Here is a 19518-nt window from a genome sequence, read left to right on the forward strand (position 1 = left end):
AGAGTAATAAAGTATTCTCATACATAATTGTATCGTAGTAATAAAAAAGCCGAATAATACATTATTCGGCTTTTTCCACTTTTGCTTTAAATCAAAACAAAGTTCGATCTAAAGGCAACTCTAAGCCTAGCGAAAAACCACTATCCTTACCATTATGATCTGAATCTGCAATCCAACCACTCAATTTTAAAGGTATATCGCGGCGTAGTTGATGCGTCCATGTTAAATCAATCCCTTTCAGCTCATCATTCACCGGGAAAGCATGGTTAATACTTTCATTTGACTGATTCACCTTAGCAACGAAAGCGCGTCCATTTAGACGATTCATTGCATCAAAACGAATATCCCCACCGATGCTATACATTTGACCATCGCCACCCATAGCATGCCCTAACGGAAAACCGTGTTGGTAATAACCATCTGTATAAATATGATGATCATAAGAAATACCGAGCGCATCACCATTGGTTCGCGTATCTGCCCACTCTGCATAAATTTGATAAGGCATGTTATTCAGTTGAGAGGAATAATCTACGCCAGCCAAATACATTTTCTTAGAAGGTAAAAGTCCTGCCTCATCTTCACCCACATATTGAGCATACATACTCATGGGGATACCCGTAAAATGATTCAGATTTAAGCGCGCATCAAAACCTGCTATTTGATTCGATGCATTGTCTTCACCAACACATGCACCATCATTACATCCATTATCTTTTCCAATAAAGGCATTCCAATAGGCTTTGAAGCTATCAGGTTGCCCTTGACCATCAATTTGGAAAGTTCTTGATGCACCTAGCTCTAGATATGGCAAGGGTTGCACGGTCAATCGTAGACCTAGTAGATTCGTATTAGGAACAGATTTATAGTCATCTAATCGTCCAGCAAAAGCTTGATATTGCCAAGGTCCAATCCATGACAGCCACTTTGTTTCAAATGCTTGTTGTTCAGCACGCTGCATGGTCAAACCATAAACTGGGCGGCTTGCATCACCACGGATTAGGCTTCCTTCATGTCCAGGTCCCCAATAGGTTGGGATTTGTCCCGCAATCAACCATTGATTCCACAATTTTCCTGCAATATAAGAACCTTCTAAATTGACATCCTGCCCATGATCAATGATCGGATCTTTTTCAGCATTGACACGAAGTCGTGCATCCCACTGCTTTCCACCTGCATTAATTTCAAACGCCGCTTGATATTGCGATTTTTGCTCATCAGCAAACTTTTGAGGTAGATTTTGAGGATCAGATTCAGCATATAAACTGGCTTTGGCCGTTGTATTTTCAGCCTCTAGACTAGCTTTAACGGAATTTAAAACCTTCTGCTGAACTAAATTTTCAATTTTGGCATTTGACAAGGCGCGCTGAATTTCATCTCCACTCAAAGGCCAAGTTGATGTACTGATTTGAATTACACCTTGCTGATTTAACCAATTTAAATCTGTGCGTAAATCTTCGTTATTTAATACAATCCCTTGAGCAGCAACTGGCAATGCTAAAGCAGATAATATTGTAAATGACAGGGTTTTAAGAATTTGATATTTCATAAAATTTTTCAATTAATGTATCTGTCATACATCATAACGATTTTTTTTTAATAATAGATATGAACGAACGTATTATTTGCACAATCCATACACGATTTGATTTTTACTCCAAACTGGCACAATATTGATTTTTTTTGTATGGCTAAAAGCATTATTGCTTTAGCCATACATTTTTAAATGAATCCAAAAACTAAGTTTCAACCCTTATTAAACCCATTTGGATTCTGCTTTTGCCAATTCCAACTATCACGCAACATTTCTTCCAATCCATATTGAGGAATCCATCCCAATTCAGAAACTGCGCGCTGATTATCTGCATAACATATTGCAATATCACCGTCTCGGCGAGGTGCAAATTCATATTTCACATCAACACCATTTATATCCTTAAATGCTTTTATCACCTGAAGTACTGATGCACCACGCCCAGTACCAATATTCCAAGCACGGCAACCAGATCGATTTATTCGGTTTTGTAAAGCGCATAAATGAGCATTAGCTAAATCCATTACATGAATATAATCACGAACACCCGTCCCATCTATTGTTTCGTAATCCTGGCCAAATATCGATAATTTTTCACGTGCTCCAATTGCAACTTGCGTGACATATGGCATTAAATTATTAGGTATTCCTCTAGGATTTTCACCAATTAGACCACTAGGATGTGCACCAACTGGATTAAAGTAACGTAATAAAGCGATTGACCAACGAGGATCACTTTGCGACAACTTTTCTAATAATTGCTCAACAATAAGCTTTGTATAACCATAATTATTAGTTGTGGTTCCGGTACACATCGTTTCATTTAAGGGAGACTTATGCAGTTCTCCGTATACAGTTGCTGAAGAACTAAAGACTAAATTATAGACACTTGCACGCTGCATAGCATTAAATAAATTTAATGATCCAGAAATATTATTATCAAAATACTCAAGTGGAATTTGCTGACTCTCCCCCACGGCTTTTAAACCTGCAAAATGAATAACGGCATCTATTTGATGCGTTTTAAAAATTCTGTCTAGACAACTACTATCTCGAATGTCACCATGTATAAAAATTAATGAGCGATTTGCAAGAATTTGTACTCGATTTAATGCCTCTATCGAACTATTCGCCAAATTATCGAGCACTATAACCTTAAAACCTTCTTCTAAAAGCTTTAGACAAGTATGAGAACCGACATACCCAGCACCACCTGTGACTAAAATATTAAACAATTATCAGCTCCATATTCCAACATTTGAAAATACTTTATTAAATCTACTATTTAGCTTTTTTATTTATCGTGCCTGAAAATCTTTCAGCCCCAACCTCTTGATTTGGAGCATTAATACCTTCTTTCTTAAGCATAACTTTAATGGTTTTAAACATAATTTTAAAATCTCCCAAAATAGATCGATTTTCTACATAGTGCACATCAAGCTCAAACTTCTCTTCCCACGAAAGGTTATTACGACCACTAACCTGAGCTAAGCCAGTCATACCTGGTTTTACTTCATGGCGACGCATTTGATGCGGTGTATAGTGCTCTAAAAAGTCTTTCATTTGAGGACGAGGACCTACGATGCTCATGTCCCCTTTTAAGACATTAATCAGCTGAGGCATTTCATCCAAGCTTGTTGAACGCAACTTATGTCCAAATGGCGTAATACGCTGATCATCTGGCAATGGATTACCATGCTTATCAACTGCATCCAGCATCGATCTAAATTTCATCATTTTAAAAATTTTTGCATCTTGCCCAGGTCTTTCTTGGTAAAAGAAAATAGGAGAACCTAAATTTTTGCGAACTTTATAGGCAACCAAAAGAAATATCGGGCTTAAAATAATTAACGCTGATAAAGCAATTAATATATCAACTAACCTTTTCATTTATCAAACCTGCTAAGCCTCAACGTGTTGTACATTTTATAATAAAATCTTAACATCTTAACTCATGAATTAAAAAATCTTAAACCTTGATTTTTAATATATAAATTAGACCAATAATTAAATTTAAAACAAAGAAATCAAATGTTTAACAGTCACATCTCTAATATATTGTGATTGAATTTTTTCACGATTCACCACAGATAATGATGGATTAAACTCCGACAAAACTTTTTCAATTTCCTGCTTCAATATTTCTACAGAGCACGGTTGGATCAGTGAAACATTGTCAAATTTGCTTAAAGTTGCCGATGCAACACCTTGTCCACCATAAATGATATATTTTCCAGTAGAAAGATACTCATATAATTTAGACGGCATAGCTGTTGCAAAATCTGGGGTTAACTGTGCGTATAAAATATCGCTGCTGTTATAAATTTCGATCAGCTCATTAAAAGTTTTTCTCCCCAGAAAATTTAGATTTGACGCTGTATGATCTGCTAGAGCATAAATACGTTCAAAATCTGTCCCCCCACCAACAATATTAAACTTCACATTGGGTAATTGCTTGCTCACTTCAACAAGTGTTGAAAGGTCCTGCGCTAGGCCAACATTGCCAATATACGTCACTGTTTTTATATTTGAAGAGTTCACTGTAACTGAACAGAGCTGTTCAAATATCGATAAAGAAACCCCATTCGGTACTTTAATCACATTCTGACTATCTGATTTGAATTTGGATATGTATTCAAATTCATGATCATTTGTAACACTAATAATCTTGAAGCGTTTTAAATTAAAAAGTGCGCTTTTGGTAAAAATGGTTTTAGCCACTCTGTTAATCAGTGATTTAGTATCTAAATATTCCCAACTTAAATCACGAACATCCAAAACATTTACTTTATGAACAGGCAATATTGCACTCATGTGTAGTAAAAACATGGATGGAATGGTAATTAAGTTAATATCACAGTTCATTTCCTTGGCTTTTTTTAATGCCAAAGACGCAATTTTCATTTCTAAAAATGCACGTTTCACAAAAGATCGAATTTTTGTGTCTATAAATGGAATTTTGTAGTGATTAAAATTCGCATCTTCTAATAAATGGTAATTATCATGATCCATTGAAATTAGTTTTACTTCATGGCCTTGCTCAAGTGCTGCATTTACTAAACTTAAGATGCGATTTCTAGAAGCATTTTCACTTTCCAGACTATTTGCACTAATGATACATATCTTAGACATTTTCAGCGTCCACATCCATTATGGTAATGCTTGTTTTACATTCACCTGATTTTAAAAATATTTTCAAACATAGATTATCTATGGATTTACCAAATTCAGGGTGCCATGAAGTATTTAAAAGCTGTGAATCTATCTGTCCATCTAAATGAAGATAGACTGTGGTATTAGCAAGTTTACATTGGTATTCATTTGATGATACTTGCTGAATTTGAACATCTGGATGAAAATAAAGATAAGAAATAGCCTGATGAAATTGACCTGTAATTTGATCAATTAAGCTGATTTTATGTTCACTAAATGCCACTGATCGCCGATGTGTGACACCTTTTAAGGATTTATACGATGCCACCAATTCATGGATCTGATTACCCTTTTGATCTATAGACTCAACTTGAGGACTAACTCTTCTTGCCACTCTAAAGCCAGACCATATTTCACTCGAGTTCTGACCATCTATTTCAACAGTATTATGTGTCGCAGTCCCTCGTTGCAATAAACGCTCTTTACCTAAACCGTACTGAGAAATACCTGAATTGACAATAAATCGAGCGTCATTAATACTTAACTCAAAGCTCAACGTATCTGCATGTGCATGTCCAGGCTGATATGAGGGACCAACTTCCGCAACATCCATTATAAATTTATAAGCTGGGCGCTGAACAACGAGATACCCGCTTGGTTTTAAGTAACAATCGTCTAAATTCGAATCTGAAACTGCTATACCCAATTTCTCTGCGTATTTTGACAATTTTTCATAACACGAGGCTATTCCAAACGTAGCATCATTAAAGAAAGAAATTTCACCATCTGGATGAGACATCAGACTTAACCAATTCAACATTTTCACAATTTTGTTTTGAAGATGTTGAGCGTGGATTAAATCCAATTTTTTATAGATTTGAGCCACCTGATAAATATCTAATAAATCTTCTAGAAAAATAGCGTGATACATCGGTGTTAATTCAAAATTTGCACCATCATCTAAAACCTGTTCGTCAATTTCCTTAGAGTAAATTTTTAGACCAAGCTCTAGCCATTTTTTAGATTCATGCGTATCAAAGTATAATCCTGCAAATATAAGCGCTTTCGCATTCGCAAATAAATGATTTGCTAAAATATGCCATTCAACAGTTTTAGAAAGATGCTCTGCCTGCAAAGCCAAACTATTCAATTGTGCTTGATCTAAAGGTTTACCCTGTAAACTCCATTTAATCCAATTCACAATTCGAAGCGAATTTGGGTAGGGTTCCCAACCATTACCTGATGGATAGGGATTTTCATCAATCCATTTATTCATTAATTGAACATGCCAAGCTTGGCGGAGCAATGCATCTTCTGCATTTAAATCATCAAAATAATGTAAATTATATAGCCACAACTTTTCTTGCTGCGCATTATTCCAATCCTCAGCTTTATTTAATTCACCCTTATGATTTAAAAAATTAAAGCTGTTTGGGCTATGCATACTAACAGGCTTAAATACAATATTATTCCAAAGCTTAGATTTAGACCTAAGGGAGACCAAAGATGGATAAGCTTTGACCTGAGGCTTTAAGAAAAGATAGTGCAGTCGATAATACAACTGCACAAATTTTAAATATTTAACCGTATGGATGAGTTTTAATATTTTCATTAAACAGACTAAACCTGCTTCTCTCGAAGTAATTGTGCAGCTTCAATTGTCACTCGAGCAACTTCAATAATTTCATCTAAAGGAATTGGTGTATTAGCACCTTTTTCAATTGCATCAACAAAAGCTTGTACACAATTCTCTTGACCTTTATCTTGTCGCCACAAGTTCATCTTTTTAAATCCAGACCAACCATAGCCTGTCATTTTGCGGAAGTTATCTAACTGTAAAACTTTACCGCCAGCAAAGACTTCGATTCTTTCCTTAGGAAATGCATTAGAGCCATTTGCTAAATAAAAAATCGTACCAAAAGAGCCATCTTCAAATGCCAATGTAATACAGGCTTTATCTTCGACTAAATCCTGATCAAATTGAGCCCCCATACCCTGTACTTGATAGCTACTAATTTTAGAACCCGCTAAGAAGCGCATTAAATCAATAAAATGACAAGCTTCACCAATAATACGACCACCACCCACATCTGGATCTTGCGTCCAATGATCTGATGGAATTGCACCAGCATTCATCGTCATAATAAAAGTTTTAGGTTGTTTTACTGTTGACAGTAATTGTTTCATTTTTTGAATTTGCGGTGCAAAACGTCGGTTAAAGCCAACCATTAAATGTGGTTTTACCGATGAGGCATTCTGTTTATAGAAATCTTCTATCGACTGTACATCTGCTAAATTTAATGCCAATGGTTTCTCTACAAAGACATTTTTATTTGCAGACAAAGCTTCTAATACAAACTTGGCATGTGTATTGTGGCGTGTTGCAATAATACAGGTATTGATTTCGTTATTTTGCCAAATATCATTCAAATCTGATGATGCAAGTTTAAAGCCAGCTTTATCACCATGAATAACGCTATTTACACCGCTCGCCGTTACAATCGTATTTAAATTTACATTGGTCTTTTTAAAGGCTGGGATCAGCACACGAGATGCGTAATTCCCTGCACCAATACATCCAATATTGACTTTGGCAGACTGACTAAACTGATAACCACTTAATTCCAAGTTCTTAAAATGTCTCGAAGTCACTTGATGTGGATATTGTAAAATAATACCTAAACTGTCACGTACATTGGTCAGCACATTGTATGCAGCAACGGCATCTTCAAAGTTAAAACGATGGCTTACTAACGATGAGACATCTAAAGCACCAGATGCCATCATATCCAATACAGCAACAAAGTTACGCTGTTCTGTCCAACGTACAAAACCTACAGGATAATCATTGCCCTGCGCTTCATAAAATTCATCATAACGACCTGGGCCATATGAGCAAGATACTTGGAAACTTAGTTCTTTTTCATAAAAGTCTGCACGATTGAGTTCTAGACCAACAACACCCACTAAAATAATACGACCACGCTGACGACACATTAATGCCGCTTGATGGACTGGATCATTCGATTTTGTTGAAGCCGTGATAATGACTCCATCTACACCAAGCCCACGAGCAAAGACTTCCGCAACATTTACAGGATCTTGACCTAAGGCAGGATTACAAACTTCAGCACCATATTTTTTTGCCAGTTCTAATTTTTTTTGATCAAAATCGACAGCTAGAACACGGCATCCATTTGCTCTGAGTAACTGAATCGCCATTAAGCCAATGAGTCCAGCCCCAATAACAACAAAGGTTTCACCTAAGGTTGGTTGTGCTAAGCGAATGCCTTGTAATGCAATTGCCCCTAATACAGTAAAACTTGCTGCTTCATCCGAAACATTATCTGGAATTTTTGCACATAAGTTTTTAGGTACTTTAACCACATCAGCATGATGACCATTGGAAACAACTCGATCGCCAACTTTAAAACCCTCAACCTGTTTACCGACATCTTGAATGATACCTACATTACAGTATCCTAGAGGTAATGGTTGGTTCAATTTAGATTGAACAGCTTCATAAGTAGTAAGCAGACCGTCAGTTTTAACCTTATCAAGTACCATACGTACTTTTTCGGGTTGTTGGCGTGCTTTATCAATAACATTTGCTTTACCAAAATCAACAAGCATACGTTCCGTACCAGCAGAAATAAGAGAAATACTGGTAGAGATAATAAGGTGACCTGTACTTATTTGAGGAGATGGGGCTTCAAGAATTGAAGTTCCGCCTTTAGATAAATCTTGAAAAATTTGTTTCAACTTTTTCTCCGAATGCTAAAAATGATTAATCCAAATAATAATGGAAATAAAGTAAAAATAGTTCTAGAGAAAAACCCTAAAAACTCTGCATAAAAAAATTGGCTACAAAATAGAACCATTAAATAAATATAAATAATTTTAAAAAATAAATTGTTTTTATCTTTTAAATAAGTAAAACATATACATAAAAACAGTCCAGTACTAAAAGAAGCCAAAAGACTGATGAAAACACCATAGTTCATTAATAGTTCAGTAACAAAACCTGTTGTTAATGATGAGTTACCTTCCTGCCCCAAAACATAACTGCCTGGATAAATCATATTTTTTAATTCAGGACCAGCCCCATAAGGTTTATCTATCCACAGGGCTCTTGGAATAAAGTTACTAAAACCAGCTAGATATGTCTTTCCAAGTAAAATTTGATATTGATTTGAAAGTAACCACACTACATTTTCGTGATTTCCAAAAGCACCATTTAAAGAGTTAATTAAACCATAATTATCATTATGAGAGATTTCAGATGAAGTTATTTCTTTTCTATATTTTCCGATTAAATACAACATATAAATACAAATAAAAGGAAACATAATTTTAAATATATACTTTAAATTAAGTTTAAAATCACGACAATAAAGATAAATTGAAAATAAGAGAAAAAACAGAATAAATAATGAATTTCGATTACTATTAATTGAATAATAAATAGATGAATAGATAAAAATCAATAAAAATAAAAATAAATAAATTTTACTATTTCGCATTAAATATGAGAAAAAAACAAGCATACAAGATATATATATCCAATGTGGAAATAAGACCTTAACACCTTGTCCATATGCGAATGAAATCCTATCTCTTAAATAAACATCCACTCCCATAGATAAAATTTGAATAATATTTTGATAGGAATAGTAAAAACCTACTGCAAAAATTATCAGAGCATAAAATATTAAATATCTATAGTTAAAATAAGCAATATTAGAATCTTTAATATTAAAAAATATAGGATTATTGATATTTTTATTAAATAAAATAAAGCCTAAATTAAATAAAAAATATACTAAAAATGAAAAAAACATAGAGATTGAGTATGTTAAAGGATCATACTCATTTTGATATCTAAAAAAACCATAATACCACTGTAACACTGGCATAAAAATATGAATTAAAATAAAAAAGGTAGTACTTACACCATGAGGTGTAAGAAAAATATATTTTATTCCATATTTATTTAAACCTGGCTTTAAGGAAGCCAAGGTTACAGAAAATAACAATAATGCAGAAATATAAATCATTTTAATTCATTTATATTTAAGTTTTTCTTTAGGTACTCTCTTGAGTCCCCAATAATTTGACCAGGGCTACCAGCATAAATTGAAAAATCTGGTATTTTTCCTCGAACCACTGTACCTGCAGCAATAATACAACCTTTTCCAATTTGACAACCAGGCATTAAAATAGTCCCTGTTCCAATAAAGCTATAATCGCCTATTTTTACCGATCTAATTTTTCCAATCGGTTTTTCTTGAGGAATATCAAATGCCTTGGCTACAGTATGTAAGGACCAATCATGTGTCAAAACTCTAATATAACTTGACATAGTAACCTGATTACCAATTTCAATTAGCCCATAATTTGTTCCATCAAACCAAATTTTAGAAGAGAGATAATTAGGCTTACCATTGAAAATAACCCCCCATTTTTTTAGAAAATAATAGTTTACTTTGGTCGCATATCTTGGCTTTAATGATCCAAAAGTCTTCATTGCGAGAAAATATAAAATCTTGCTCAATTTATTCATTTTTAAATACCTATTTTTGCAAAAATATTATTTAATTGTTCATCAAATGTAGGAAAAATCTGCTGTAGATTTTTTGTATTTTCTACCAATTGGGCATATTTTTCTTTATTTAACATTAACGTATCTAGTTGGGTTAACAAACCTTGATGATCTTCATAATTTACAGATATACAGCTATTTGAAGATCTTAAAAACTCTGCTGTGACTACTTCTTTATTAACTATTACAGGAACAGAATATTGTAGAGCATCCCCCCACTTATTTGCCTCTGCCATTCGATTGATTGGATATATTGGATTATAGTAAGTTAACACAAAATTACTCACTCGATAATAAGCCAATGCCTCATATTGAGGTAATTCTCCTAAGTATATAACATTTTCAAAAGTTAACATTTGTTGTGCTAACTCCGAATCTAATCTACCAGCCATAAGAAAACAAATATTTTTTCTAGCTTCAGCAATTTTTTTAATAATATCTATACCACGTGTATCAGTTAACCAACCATTTACATAAATATTGAAATCATAAGATTTGATCTTTTGAATAATTTCTAAATCTAAATGTACTAATTTCGATTTTTTCACATCGAAACTAGTTGGAGTATTTTTTAAAATTAAAAAATTCTCTGAGCTAAAATCATATCTTTCGCGGCCAGGAATTATATGAATTAAACAATTACGTGATACATACTTTTCTAAGTATCTGAGTATATTTTTTATAATTTTAGGAAAATTAAACAGTTGCGAAAATCTATCGGCATCATCATAAATAACATCAAATTTTTTAATTTTTGATGCTAACAATGCAGGAAATGCAGATTCAAAACCTAATGCCCACACCTTATCATTACTTTTAAATTTAAATAAACAGCAAAAAAATACTGCTACCATCCAAAATAGGTACATAATTTTAGCTTTTTTAGATGAATATCCACCACCATTTAATATAAAATTTCCATTCTTTTCGACTTTATCCGAAGGTAATCTTTTCCATCCAAAAAAACTATAGTTTACATTGCTTGGTAAACACTCTATTAGCTTTGCTAATCTAGTTCTTTTTGAAATATTTGGTAATGGTGCAATAATTTTTAAATCAGACATATTTCTCTCGTAATGATTTAACAACAAAGTGTTGTGTATTCAAAAATCTTAATAACCAATGTAATAGAATTGAAAGAAATACTAAAATATCAACATTCCAATTAAAATAAATTATAGCTGCTATTGAAAAAATAAAAAAAGCCATATTAAGTAAATTGAATAATGAAATTCTTTTTAAGCTATTTGTTTCACAATATAAAGCCATGGCTGCTGACGGTAAAGAATAAATAACTTTTGTAAATCCAATCATCATAATTAAAAAAATTAAAAATATATTGTAATCTATTTTTAAATAAAATTTAAAAATTAAAAACCCAAAAATACAACTTAAAATACTTAAAATCAATCCAAAAAAAACACTTTTAAAAAGATATTTATAATACAAATTTAAACTCATTTTTTTTATGTATTTTATTTTTGGTCCAAAATAAAAACCTAGAAAACCTGCAGCTAATAACATAATTGAATTAAATGCCATTGTGTAAATAAAAATATTATATGATAAATTTTTATTTTGAAATATATTTACTAGCAATTGTTCTCCATATGTTGCCATGGTTAAACTAATGCTATTCAAAAAAAATAAAAATCCATTTTTATATGAGTTCTTTAAATTAAAATCACTTTTATCTATTGAAATTTTATTATTAATCATAAAATATAAATTAATAAAAAAAACTCCAATAAATGAATATAATATAATACTGTCTAGTTTAGATAAGCCAAGAAGTAATAAAATAAGGGTTAATATTTTCCACCCATTAGTAAAAACTTGTGCTTCTATAAGACGCCCACTACCCCTAAAAACACCCGCCCAATATTGATTTATTGAATAGATAAATATAGCCATTATTATAAAAATTAGACTTATATTACTTTCATAATATTCAAATATAAGAATTCCAAAAATACACGATAGTAAAATTGCTTGAATTAAGTATAATCCTATAATTTTTCTGTATATTTCAGGATTTCTCATTAGAACTTGATCAAAACCAAATACGCAAATCCCACCAAAAACAAAAACAAATGACTTTAAGGCTGCCCATTCTGCAATATAAACTTGATCATAGTTTTTAGATATAAAGAAATCTGAGCACACTAAACATAGTGTGCCCATTAAATATATAACTAATGAGGTATATAATTTTAATTTGGTCATTAATTTTTACAATTTACTAAATCTAAAACATAAAGAGAATTTTTCAAAATAATCGAATTATTAAACTGTTTATGAGCAACTAATACTACTTTAATATCAGCTTTATTCGACTCATCTAAATGAACTAATTGGACTTTACCTAGTAAATTTTTTGGTAATTCACTAACATTAGGTTCAATCGCTAAAATATTTAAACCTTGTTCAGCAAGCTTTTTGGTAATTTCTAAAGCCGGGCTTTCACGCAAGTCATCAATATCAGGTTTAAAAGCCAGACCATAACAAGCAACGGTTACATCTTTAATAGTTTTAGCTGGATTTACTTGCAAAAATTCAGCAATTTTAATTTTAACCTGATCAATTACCCATTCAGGCTTCGCATCGTTTACTTCACGTGCAGTGCGGATTAAACGCGCTTGCTCAGGTGTTTTTGCCACAATAAACCAAGGATCAACAGCAATACAGTGTCCACCTACACCTGGGCCAGGTTGTAAGATGTTGACACGCGGATGACGGTTTGCCAGCGCAACCAACTCCCAAACATTAATATCCAACTTATCGCAAATTACAGATAGCTCGTTTGCAAATGCAATATTCACATCACGGAAAGAGTTTTCTGTTAGCTTACACATTTCGGCTGTACGTGCATTTGTTTCAATACAGCCACCTTGTACAAATATTTTATACAAGTCACTCGCTGCTGTAGAACAAAGTTTTGTCATACCACCAATAATGCGGTCATTACTAATAAGCTCTAACAACACTTTACCTGGAAGAACACGCTCAGGACAGTGAGCAATACGGATATCAGATGCTTCGCCTTCTTGCTGTGGAAAGCTTAAATCTGCACGTGCTTCGCTCAACCATGCAGACATTTGCTCAGTTGCACCAACAGGTGAAGTAGACTCTAAAATTACCAAATTACCTTTAGCCAAATATGGCGCAAGTGCTTTTGATGCTGCTTCAATATATTTTAAATCAGGCTCATGATCATCTTTAAATGGCGTAGGCACAGCAACAATATAGGCATCTGCCTCTACAGGTGTGGTTTGCGCAGACAACATGCCTTTTTCTACAACGTCTTTAACCAATGCATCTAGATCAGGTTCTACAATATGTACTTTACCTTGGTTAATCATGTCTACTGCGTGCTGATTAACATCAACACCTGTAACTTTAATCCCATGCGCCGCAAATGTCGCAGCAGTCGGCAAGCCGATATAACCCAAACCAATGACACAAATATGTTTAAATTGATTATTCATAATATAGTTTACACTTACTCAGTTATTTTTTAAAAATTCAATAATTTGCTGACAAGACGTACCATCACCATACGGGTTATGGGCTTCTGCCATTTGGTTGTATAACGCGGTATCTTCAAGCAATTCAGAAACAGATTGTTCAATGATCACAGCATCTGTACCTACCAGTTTTACAGTTCCTGCATCTACTGCTTCTGGACGTTCAGTCGTATCACGCATTACCAATACAGGCTTACCTAAAGAAGGTGCTTCTTCTTGAATACCGCCAGAATCGGTCAAAATTAAATAGCTGTGATTCATTAAATAAACAAAAGGCAGATAATCCTGCGGTGCAATTAAATGAATGTTTGAAATACCAGATAACAGCTCATTTACAGGTTTTTGCACATTCGGATTTAAATGTACTGGATATACAATTTGTACATCTGAATATTTTTTCGCAATATTTGCCAATGCTTGGCAGATATTTAAAAAGCCTTGACCAAAGTTTTCACGGCGGTGGCCTGTCACTAAAATCATTTTTTTGCTTTGATCTAAAAAGCTGAATTGCGATTTAAAATCAGCAATAATTTTATGATCAGTTTCTACTTTTTCTTTAACATTCAGCAATGCATCAATTACAGTATTACCCGTAATAGTAATATTATTTGGATTAATATTTTCTTTAATTAAATTATTATAAGAAGATTGTGTAGGTGCAAAATGATAATTAGCAAGTGAGCCAGTTAGCTTACGGTTTGCTTCTTCTGGCCATGGTGAGTAAATATCACCTGTACGTAACCCAGCTTCCACATGACCAATCTTCACTTTGTGATAATACGCCGCTAAAGATGCTGCAAATGTTGTTGCTGTATCGCCATGAACGAGCACTACATCTGGCAACCATTCAGCAAAAACGTCTTCAAGCCCTTTAAGTACGCCAGAAGTCACGTCAGATAAAGTTTGACCAGGCTTCATCAAATTTAGATCAAAATCAGGTTTTAAATTAAATAATTCTAACACTTGGTCTAACATTTGACGGTGTTGACCGGTAACACAAACCTTTGTTTCAAAAAAATTATTATTTTCTTTCAACTTTATAGCTAAAGGTGCCATTTTTATGGCTTCAGGACGTGTACCAAAAACCAGTAAAATTCTTTTCACAAACTACCCTTAAATTCAATTATCGATATAAAAATGTTTTAACTTACTTAACTATTCTATCAATTTTCAAATTCCATTAAAATGCTAGAAATGTTGATTTATATTATTTTTTGGCTGATTTAAAACCACTAACATATTGAGATAACAATATGTATAGTTTTTTTGTTTCAATATCATTGTTATAAATACTAATCAACTCATTAAAAGCATTTAAGATAACCGCATAAGATCTATAATTTTCAAATGATTTTAAAATCCGCTCATGCCCAGTTTTCTCTACATTATCCGAATCAATCAACAACTCTTCATACAATTTTTCACCCGGACGTAGACCTGTAAATTGTATCTCAATATCACCTATACCATTTTCATCGATTGCTCGAAAACCACTTAAACGAATCATTTGTTTAGCTAAGTCTATTATTTTAACTGGCTCGCCCATATCAAGCAGAAATACATCACCACCTGTCCCCATCGCACCTGCTTGAATCACGAGCTGAGCTGCTTCAGGAATCGTCATAAAATAACGCGTGACTTCTGGGTGCGTTACTGTAACAGGCCCGCCTTGAGCAATCTGCTTTTTAAACAAAGGAACAACAGATCCCGAAGAACCTAATACATTCCCAAAACGGACAATACTGATTTGGGTGTTTGGATTCGTCGATGCCAAACCCTGACAGTAAAGCTCTGCCATGCGTTTAGAAGCACCCATGACATTGGTTGGACGCACAGCTTTATCAGTTGAAATTAAAACAAAAGTTTCAATATTTTGATTCACTGCGGCATCGACACTACGCTGTGTGCCAATGGACGTATTATAAATACCTTCAAATGGGTTTGCCTCCACTAGAGGCACATGTTTATAAGCCGCCGCGTGATAAACCGTTTGTACCGCATACTGTTGCAATATACGCTCTAACTTCGGCTGATTGGTGACAGAACCTAATACTGAAATAATTTGTATATCAGATGCCTGCAATTCACGGTCTATCGAATACAAGGCAAATTCAGACATTTCAAACAGCACCAGCATTTTCGGCTGATGCTTCACGATCTGACGGCAAAGTTCAGAGCCGATCGACCCTCCTGCCCCTGTCACCATGACCACTTTATTTTTAATATTTTTTTCTAACAATTCAGGTTTCGGCGGTACAGGATCACGGCCAAGTAAATCAATAATATCCACTTCACGAATATCAGAGACTTGGACTTGACCATCGACCAACTGGGTTACCCCTGGCAACTCCATAATTTTGACATCTGCCGTATCAAAAGATTCAATAATTTCTTTTTTACGGGTTCGACCGACAGAAGGCATGGCAAGCAAAACTTCTTCAATACCGAATTTCCCAAGTTTCGCTTGCGCTTTTTTGGGTGAATAAATTTTTAAACCACTCAGTGACTGACCTTGTAAGGAGCGCTTATCGTCAATAAAACACACAGGCAAATAATCATCTGAACGGTTTAAAGCTGCTGCAATTTGTTGTCCTGCCAGCCCTGCGCCATAAATCGCCACACGTTTACGGCTTTGCTTTTTGGCAAAAGTTTTAAGGGTTGCGTAGCGAATGACGGCACGGCTCCACCACATGTATGAAAACAGCATAAAGCCATACATGAGCGGAATACTCATGGGAATAAATGCGACATTCAGTTTCTTAATGCTGTACAGCACTACAATTTGTATAAATGTCCCGATTAATATCCGCAGTAAGTAGTCTTCATTAAAAGAACGGACAATTGCGCGGTAAATCCCAAGTAAAGCAAAAATAGCAATGCCAAAAATACCGACATAGATATACCAAGCGTCTAAGCCTTGCATGACCTGTACATTCGGACGCGCCAAACGAATGGCATAAGCAAGCCACATCATCAACGGTAAAACACAGATATCCATCAGCACCAAAACAATTTGCTTTTGGCGACGCGGTAATGATGCTATAGATCGGATAATGTCTTTCACAACGTGCTCGAATCAGGTCAAAGGAATATTCGCGCCTAATATTATACGCGCTTTTCAAGTTTAGATTTTTGCGATGACTTGCGTAATGACATCCACTGTTTTTTGCATGCTGGCATCCGACAATGTTGGATGTACAAGGAACATCAAACTGCTTTCACCGAGTTGTTTTGCTTGTGGCAATGATTGTTTTGGACGCCACGCTGTGCCATCAAAGGCTTTTTCTAAATACACTTCTGAGCATGAACCGCTAAAGCATGGAACAGCTTGAGATGAAATTTCCGCCATGATGCGGTCACGTGACCAGCCGTCGGGTAAAGCATCAACATTGACTTGCACATAGCATTTATAAGCGGCATGTACATAATCGTTTGACGGTTTCGCTACGGTAAAATAAGGGCTACTTTCAAATACGGCTTGGATACGCGCCATATTAGTATTACGTTTTGCCGTCCATTCAGGCATTTGTTTGAGTTGCAGGCGACCAATCACAGCTTGCATTTCCATCATACGCCAGTTGGTGCCAAATGAGTCATGCAACCAACGGAAGCCCGGTGGATGTTGCTTGTTATACACGCTATCAAAGTTTTTACCGTGATCTTTATACGACCACATTGTTTTCCACAGACTCTCGTCATTGGTAGTGACCATACCGCCTTCACCACCCGTGGTCATAATCTTGTCTTGGCAGAATGACCACGCCCCAATATGACCAATTGAACCTGCCGATTTACCTTTGTACATCGCGCCATGTGCTTGAGCGCAATCTTCAATCACGAAGATGCCTTTTTCCTCAGCCAATTGCATGATCGGATCCATATCACACATCCAACCTGCCAAATGCACACAGATAATGGCTTTGGTATTTGGAGTGATGACTGCTTCAATGCTACGGCGTGAGATATTCTGTGAATCGAGTTCCACATCGGCAAAAATAGGATTGGCACCTGCAGTGACAATTGAACTTGCTGAAGCTAAGAAGGTCCGTGAGGTGACAATCACGTCATCACCTGCACCAATACCCAAAGCTTTGAGGGCTAAATCGAGTGCCACTGTACCATTGGCCACGGCAACTGCATGTTTGGTTCCTGCAAACTGTGCAAATTCCTTTTCGAATTCACGGCATTCCTGACCTGTCCAATAATTTACTTTATTGGATAATAGGACTTTTGACACCGCATCAGCTTCTACTTGGGTAAAGCTTGGCCAAGGCTCAAATGCACTGTTTAACATGGAGTTTTCCCAGTCTAAAAATCTAGTTTAAAAATCTATTTTGAAGTCAGAATTCGGGCGGGATTACCCACCACGGTGACGCCTGCGGGTACACTTTTGGTCACGACAGCACCCATACCCACAATCGCACCTGCACCAATCACTAAAGGCTGATCAGGTGTGCCCTGCTTAATCATCGCACCCGCGCCAATATAGGCATGTGCATGTATATGAATATTGCCGTTACATTTTACGCCTGGTGCGAAAGTAACGAAATCCCCAATCACACAATCATGCTCGACATAACTGTATAAATTGGCATGAAAACACTTGCCGATTTTGACATTTGAGCCAATGCTGACAAAAGGACTCAAAGCAGAACCTTCAGCGAGCTCAATTTGATCCATTAAAACCACATGGTCCGCAGTGATCGACCAAAGCTGAATGCCATCTGCTTCTAAACGCTGAGCGATTTTTTCACGCACACGACTATTAGCAATCGCAATTTGCACGTATTTTTCAGAAGCATTTTCATTTAAAAACGCTTGATAATTCATGGCACGATGACCATTGACCGAAGCAATGTCTGTTAAAGCATCATCGATAAAGATAATTTCAGACGCATCCCCTTGACGTGCCAATTGCTGACGCGCGACAGGCATCAGGCTACGCCCACAACCTGAAGCTCCATAAATCGCATAGAGTGTTGTCATTATTTTTGTTCCGGTGTGCCGGTAAATTTGGTCGTGGTGGCTTCACCTTCGGCACTGATATCATCCTTGGCAATCACTTTTTTCACGGTTTTTAGCATGATTTTAAAATCCAGCCATAAAGACTGATTTTCCACATACCATGTGTCTAGCTCAAACTTTTTTTCCCATGAAATGGCATTGCGACCATTTACTTGAGCATGACCTGTGATGCCGGGGCGCACATGATGACGTTTGGCTTGCTCACTATTATAGAGCGGTAAATATTCCATCAGCAGCGGACGCGGCCCAACAATGCTCATCTCGCCTTTAATCACATTCCACAGTTCAGGCATTTCATCCAAACTGGTGGCACGGAGTATTTTCCCGAATGGCGTTAGACGCTCACTGTCAGGTAATGGATTGCCATCGAGATCGAGTGCATCTTTCATAGTGCGAAACTTCACCATTTCAAAAGGCTTGCCATGCAGGCCCGGACGCACCTGACGGAATAAGACAGGCGAACCTAAATTCTTTTTCACCTTATAGGCAACCAAAGCATAGACAGGAGACAGCAGCACCAGCGCAGATGATGCAATAACAATATCCAATAAGCGCTTTAACATGGTTCACTCTTAAGATTAGATGAAGATGGGGAAATGGTATCCATTTCTAGTAATGATTATACCCTGTTCGACGCCATCAGATTTGTAAAATATTTCAACCGTCAAAGGGACCCA

Annotated in this window: 16 protein-coding genes; all 16 read right to left on the reverse strand. The window is 35.5% G+C overall.

Annotated elements, in window-relative coordinates:
• Positions 1–91: 91 nt before the first annotated feature.
• Complete coding sequence (locus FTU12_RS11375) at positions 92–1549, reverse strand: capsule assembly Wzi family protein (RefSeq protein WP_180114388.1); 1458 nt, start codon at positions 1547–1549, stop codon at positions 92–94.
• 197 nt (positions 1550–1746) lie between these two features.
• On the reverse strand, positions 1747–2769 hold the full coding sequence (galE, locus tag FTU12_RS11380) for a UDP-glucose 4-epimerase GalE (protein WP_180114389.1): 1023 nt from the start codon (positions 2767–2769) through the stop codon (positions 1747–1749).
• A 46-nt stretch (positions 2770–2815) separates the two neighbouring features.
• Complete coding sequence (locus FTU12_RS11385) at positions 2816–3424, reverse strand: sugar transferase (RefSeq protein WP_180114390.1); 609 nt, start codon at positions 3422–3424, stop codon at positions 2816–2818.
• A 123-nt stretch (positions 3425–3547) separates the two neighbouring features.
• Positions 3548–4666: a glycosyltransferase gene (locus FTU12_RS11390; RefSeq protein ID WP_180114391.1), complete on the reverse strand. Its 1119-nt coding sequence runs from the start codon at positions 4664–4666 to the stop codon at positions 3548–3550.
• Complete coding sequence (locus FTU12_RS11395; protein WP_180114392.1) at positions 4659–6299, reverse strand: heparinase II/III family protein; 1641 nt, start codon at positions 6297–6299, stop codon at positions 4659–4661. Before FTU12_RS11395 ends, FTU12_RS11390 begins: the two co-directional genes overlap by 8 nt.
• Positions 6300–6307: 8 nt before the next feature.
• A complete protein-coding gene (locus FTU12_RS11400) occupies positions 6308–8449 on the reverse strand; it encodes a bi-domain-containing oxidoreductase (RefSeq protein WP_180114393.1) in 2142 nt (713 codons plus the stop codon).
• Positions 8446–9744 (reverse strand): O-antigen polymerase, encoded by a 1299-nt coding sequence (locus tag FTU12_RS11405; protein ID WP_180114394.1) that lies wholly within the window; start codon positions 9742–9744, stop codon positions 8446–8448. The genes FTU12_RS11400 and FTU12_RS11405 overlap by 4 nt, the downstream gene beginning before the upstream one ends.
• The gene (locus tag FTU12_RS11410) at positions 9741–10250 is read right to left on the reverse strand and encodes an acyltransferase (RefSeq protein WP_086200076.1); all 510 of its coding nucleotides are present in this window, start codon (positions 10248–10250) and stop codon (positions 9741–9743) included. The genes FTU12_RS11405 and FTU12_RS11410 overlap by 4 nt, the downstream gene beginning before the upstream one ends.
• Positions 10251–10252: 2 nt before the next feature.
• The gene (locus tag FTU12_RS11415; protein ID WP_180114395.1) at positions 10253–11353 is read right to left on the reverse strand and encodes a glycosyltransferase; all 1101 of its coding nucleotides are present in this window, start codon (positions 11351–11353) and stop codon (positions 10253–10255) included.
• Positions 11346–12515 (reverse strand): hypothetical protein, encoded by a 1170-nt coding sequence (locus FTU12_RS11420; protein WP_180114396.1) that lies wholly within the window; start codon positions 12513–12515, stop codon positions 11346–11348. The genes FTU12_RS11415 and FTU12_RS11420 overlap by 8 nt, the downstream gene beginning before the upstream one ends.
• The gene (gene wecC, locus FTU12_RS11425) at positions 12515–13777 is read right to left on the reverse strand and encodes a UDP-N-acetyl-D-mannosamine dehydrogenase (protein WP_180114397.1); all 1263 of its coding nucleotides are present in this window, start codon (positions 13775–13777) and stop codon (positions 12515–12517) included. The genes FTU12_RS11420 and wecC overlap by 1 nt, the downstream gene beginning before the upstream one ends.
• 18 nt (positions 13778–13795) lie before the next feature.
• Positions 13796–14920 (reverse strand): non-hydrolyzing UDP-N-acetylglucosamine 2-epimerase, encoded by a 1125-nt coding sequence (wecB, locus tag FTU12_RS11430; RefSeq protein WP_180114398.1) that lies wholly within the window; start codon positions 14918–14920, stop codon positions 13796–13798.
• 103 nt (positions 14921–15023) lie between these two features.
• Positions 15024–16880 carry a nucleoside-diphosphate sugar epimerase/dehydratase gene (locus tag FTU12_RS11435; protein WP_180114399.1) on the reverse strand — a complete coding sequence of 619 codons (1857 nt, stop codon included), beginning with the start codon at positions 16878–16880 and terminating at the stop codon, positions 15024–15026.
• Positions 16881–16940: 60 nt separating this feature from the next.
• Positions 16941–18110, reverse strand: a complete 1170-nt coding sequence (locus FTU12_RS11440) for a DegT/DnrJ/EryC1/StrS aminotransferase family protein (protein WP_180114400.1) — start codon at positions 18108–18110, stop codon at positions 16941–16943.
• 35 nt (positions 18111–18145) lie between these two features.
• Positions 18146–18802 carry a NeuD/PglB/VioB family sugar acetyltransferase gene (locus FTU12_RS11445; RefSeq protein WP_218955942.1) on the reverse strand — a complete coding sequence of 219 codons (657 nt, stop codon included), beginning with the start codon at positions 18800–18802 and terminating at the stop codon, positions 18146–18148.
• A complete protein-coding gene (locus FTU12_RS11450) occupies positions 18802–19404 on the reverse strand; it encodes a sugar transferase (protein ID WP_180114401.1) in 603 nt (200 codons plus the stop codon). The genes FTU12_RS11445 and FTU12_RS11450 overlap by 1 nt, the downstream gene beginning before the upstream one ends.
• Between the last annotated feature and the right edge of the window lie 114 nt (positions 19405–19518).

Origin of the sequence: Acinetobacter sp. YH12063, from assembly GCF_013419715.1 — a bacterium.
In the GTDB taxonomy this organism is placed as follows: Bacteria; Pseudomonadota; Gammaproteobacteria; order Pseudomonadales; family Moraxellaceae; genus Acinetobacter; species Acinetobacter amyesii.

Coding starts and splice junctions, on each gene's coding strand:
- FTU12_RS11375 (WP_180114388.1), bottom strand. CDS start 1,549: ATGAAATATCAAATTCTTAAAACCCTGTCATTTACAATATTATCTGCT.
- FTU12_RS11385 (WP_180114390.1), bottom strand. CDS start 3,424: ATGAAAAGGTTAGTTGATATATTAATTGCTTTATCAGCGTTAATTATT.
- FTU12_RS11390 (WP_180114391.1), bottom strand. CDS start 4,666: ATGTCTAAGATATGTATCATTAGTGCAAATAGTCTGGAAAGTGAAAAT.
- FTU12_RS11395 (WP_180114392.1), bottom strand. CDS start 6,299: ATGAAAATATTAAAACTCATCCATACGGTTAAATATTTAAAATTTGTG.
- FTU12_RS11405 (WP_180114394.1), bottom strand. CDS start 9,744: ATGATTTATATTTCTGCATTATTGTTATTTTCTGTAACCTTGGCTTCC.
- FTU12_RS11410 (WP_086200076.1), bottom strand. CDS start 10,250: ATGAATAAATTGAGCAAGATTTTATATTTTCTCGCAATGAAGACTTTT.
- FTU12_RS11415 (WP_180114395.1), bottom strand. CDS start 11,353: ATGTCTGATTTAAAAATTATTGCACCATTACCAAATATTTCAAAAAGA.
- FTU12_RS11420 (WP_180114396.1), bottom strand. CDS start 12,515: ATGACCAAATTAAAATTATATACCTCATTAGTTATATATTTAATGGGC.
- wecC (WP_180114397.1), bottom strand. CDS start 13,777: ATGAATAATCAATTTAAACATATTTGTGTCATTGGTTTGGGTTATATC.
- FTU12_RS11440 (WP_180114400.1), bottom strand. CDS start 18,110: ATGTTAAACAGTGCATTTGAGCCTTGGCCAAGCTTTACCCAAGTAGAA.
- FTU12_RS11445 (WP_218955942.1), bottom strand. CDS start 18,802: ATGACAACACTCTATGCGATTTATGGAGCTTCAGGTTGTGGGCGTAGC.
- FTU12_RS11450 (WP_180114401.1), bottom strand. CDS start 19,404: ATGTTAAAGCGCTTATTGGATATTGTTATTGCATCATCTGCGCTGGTG.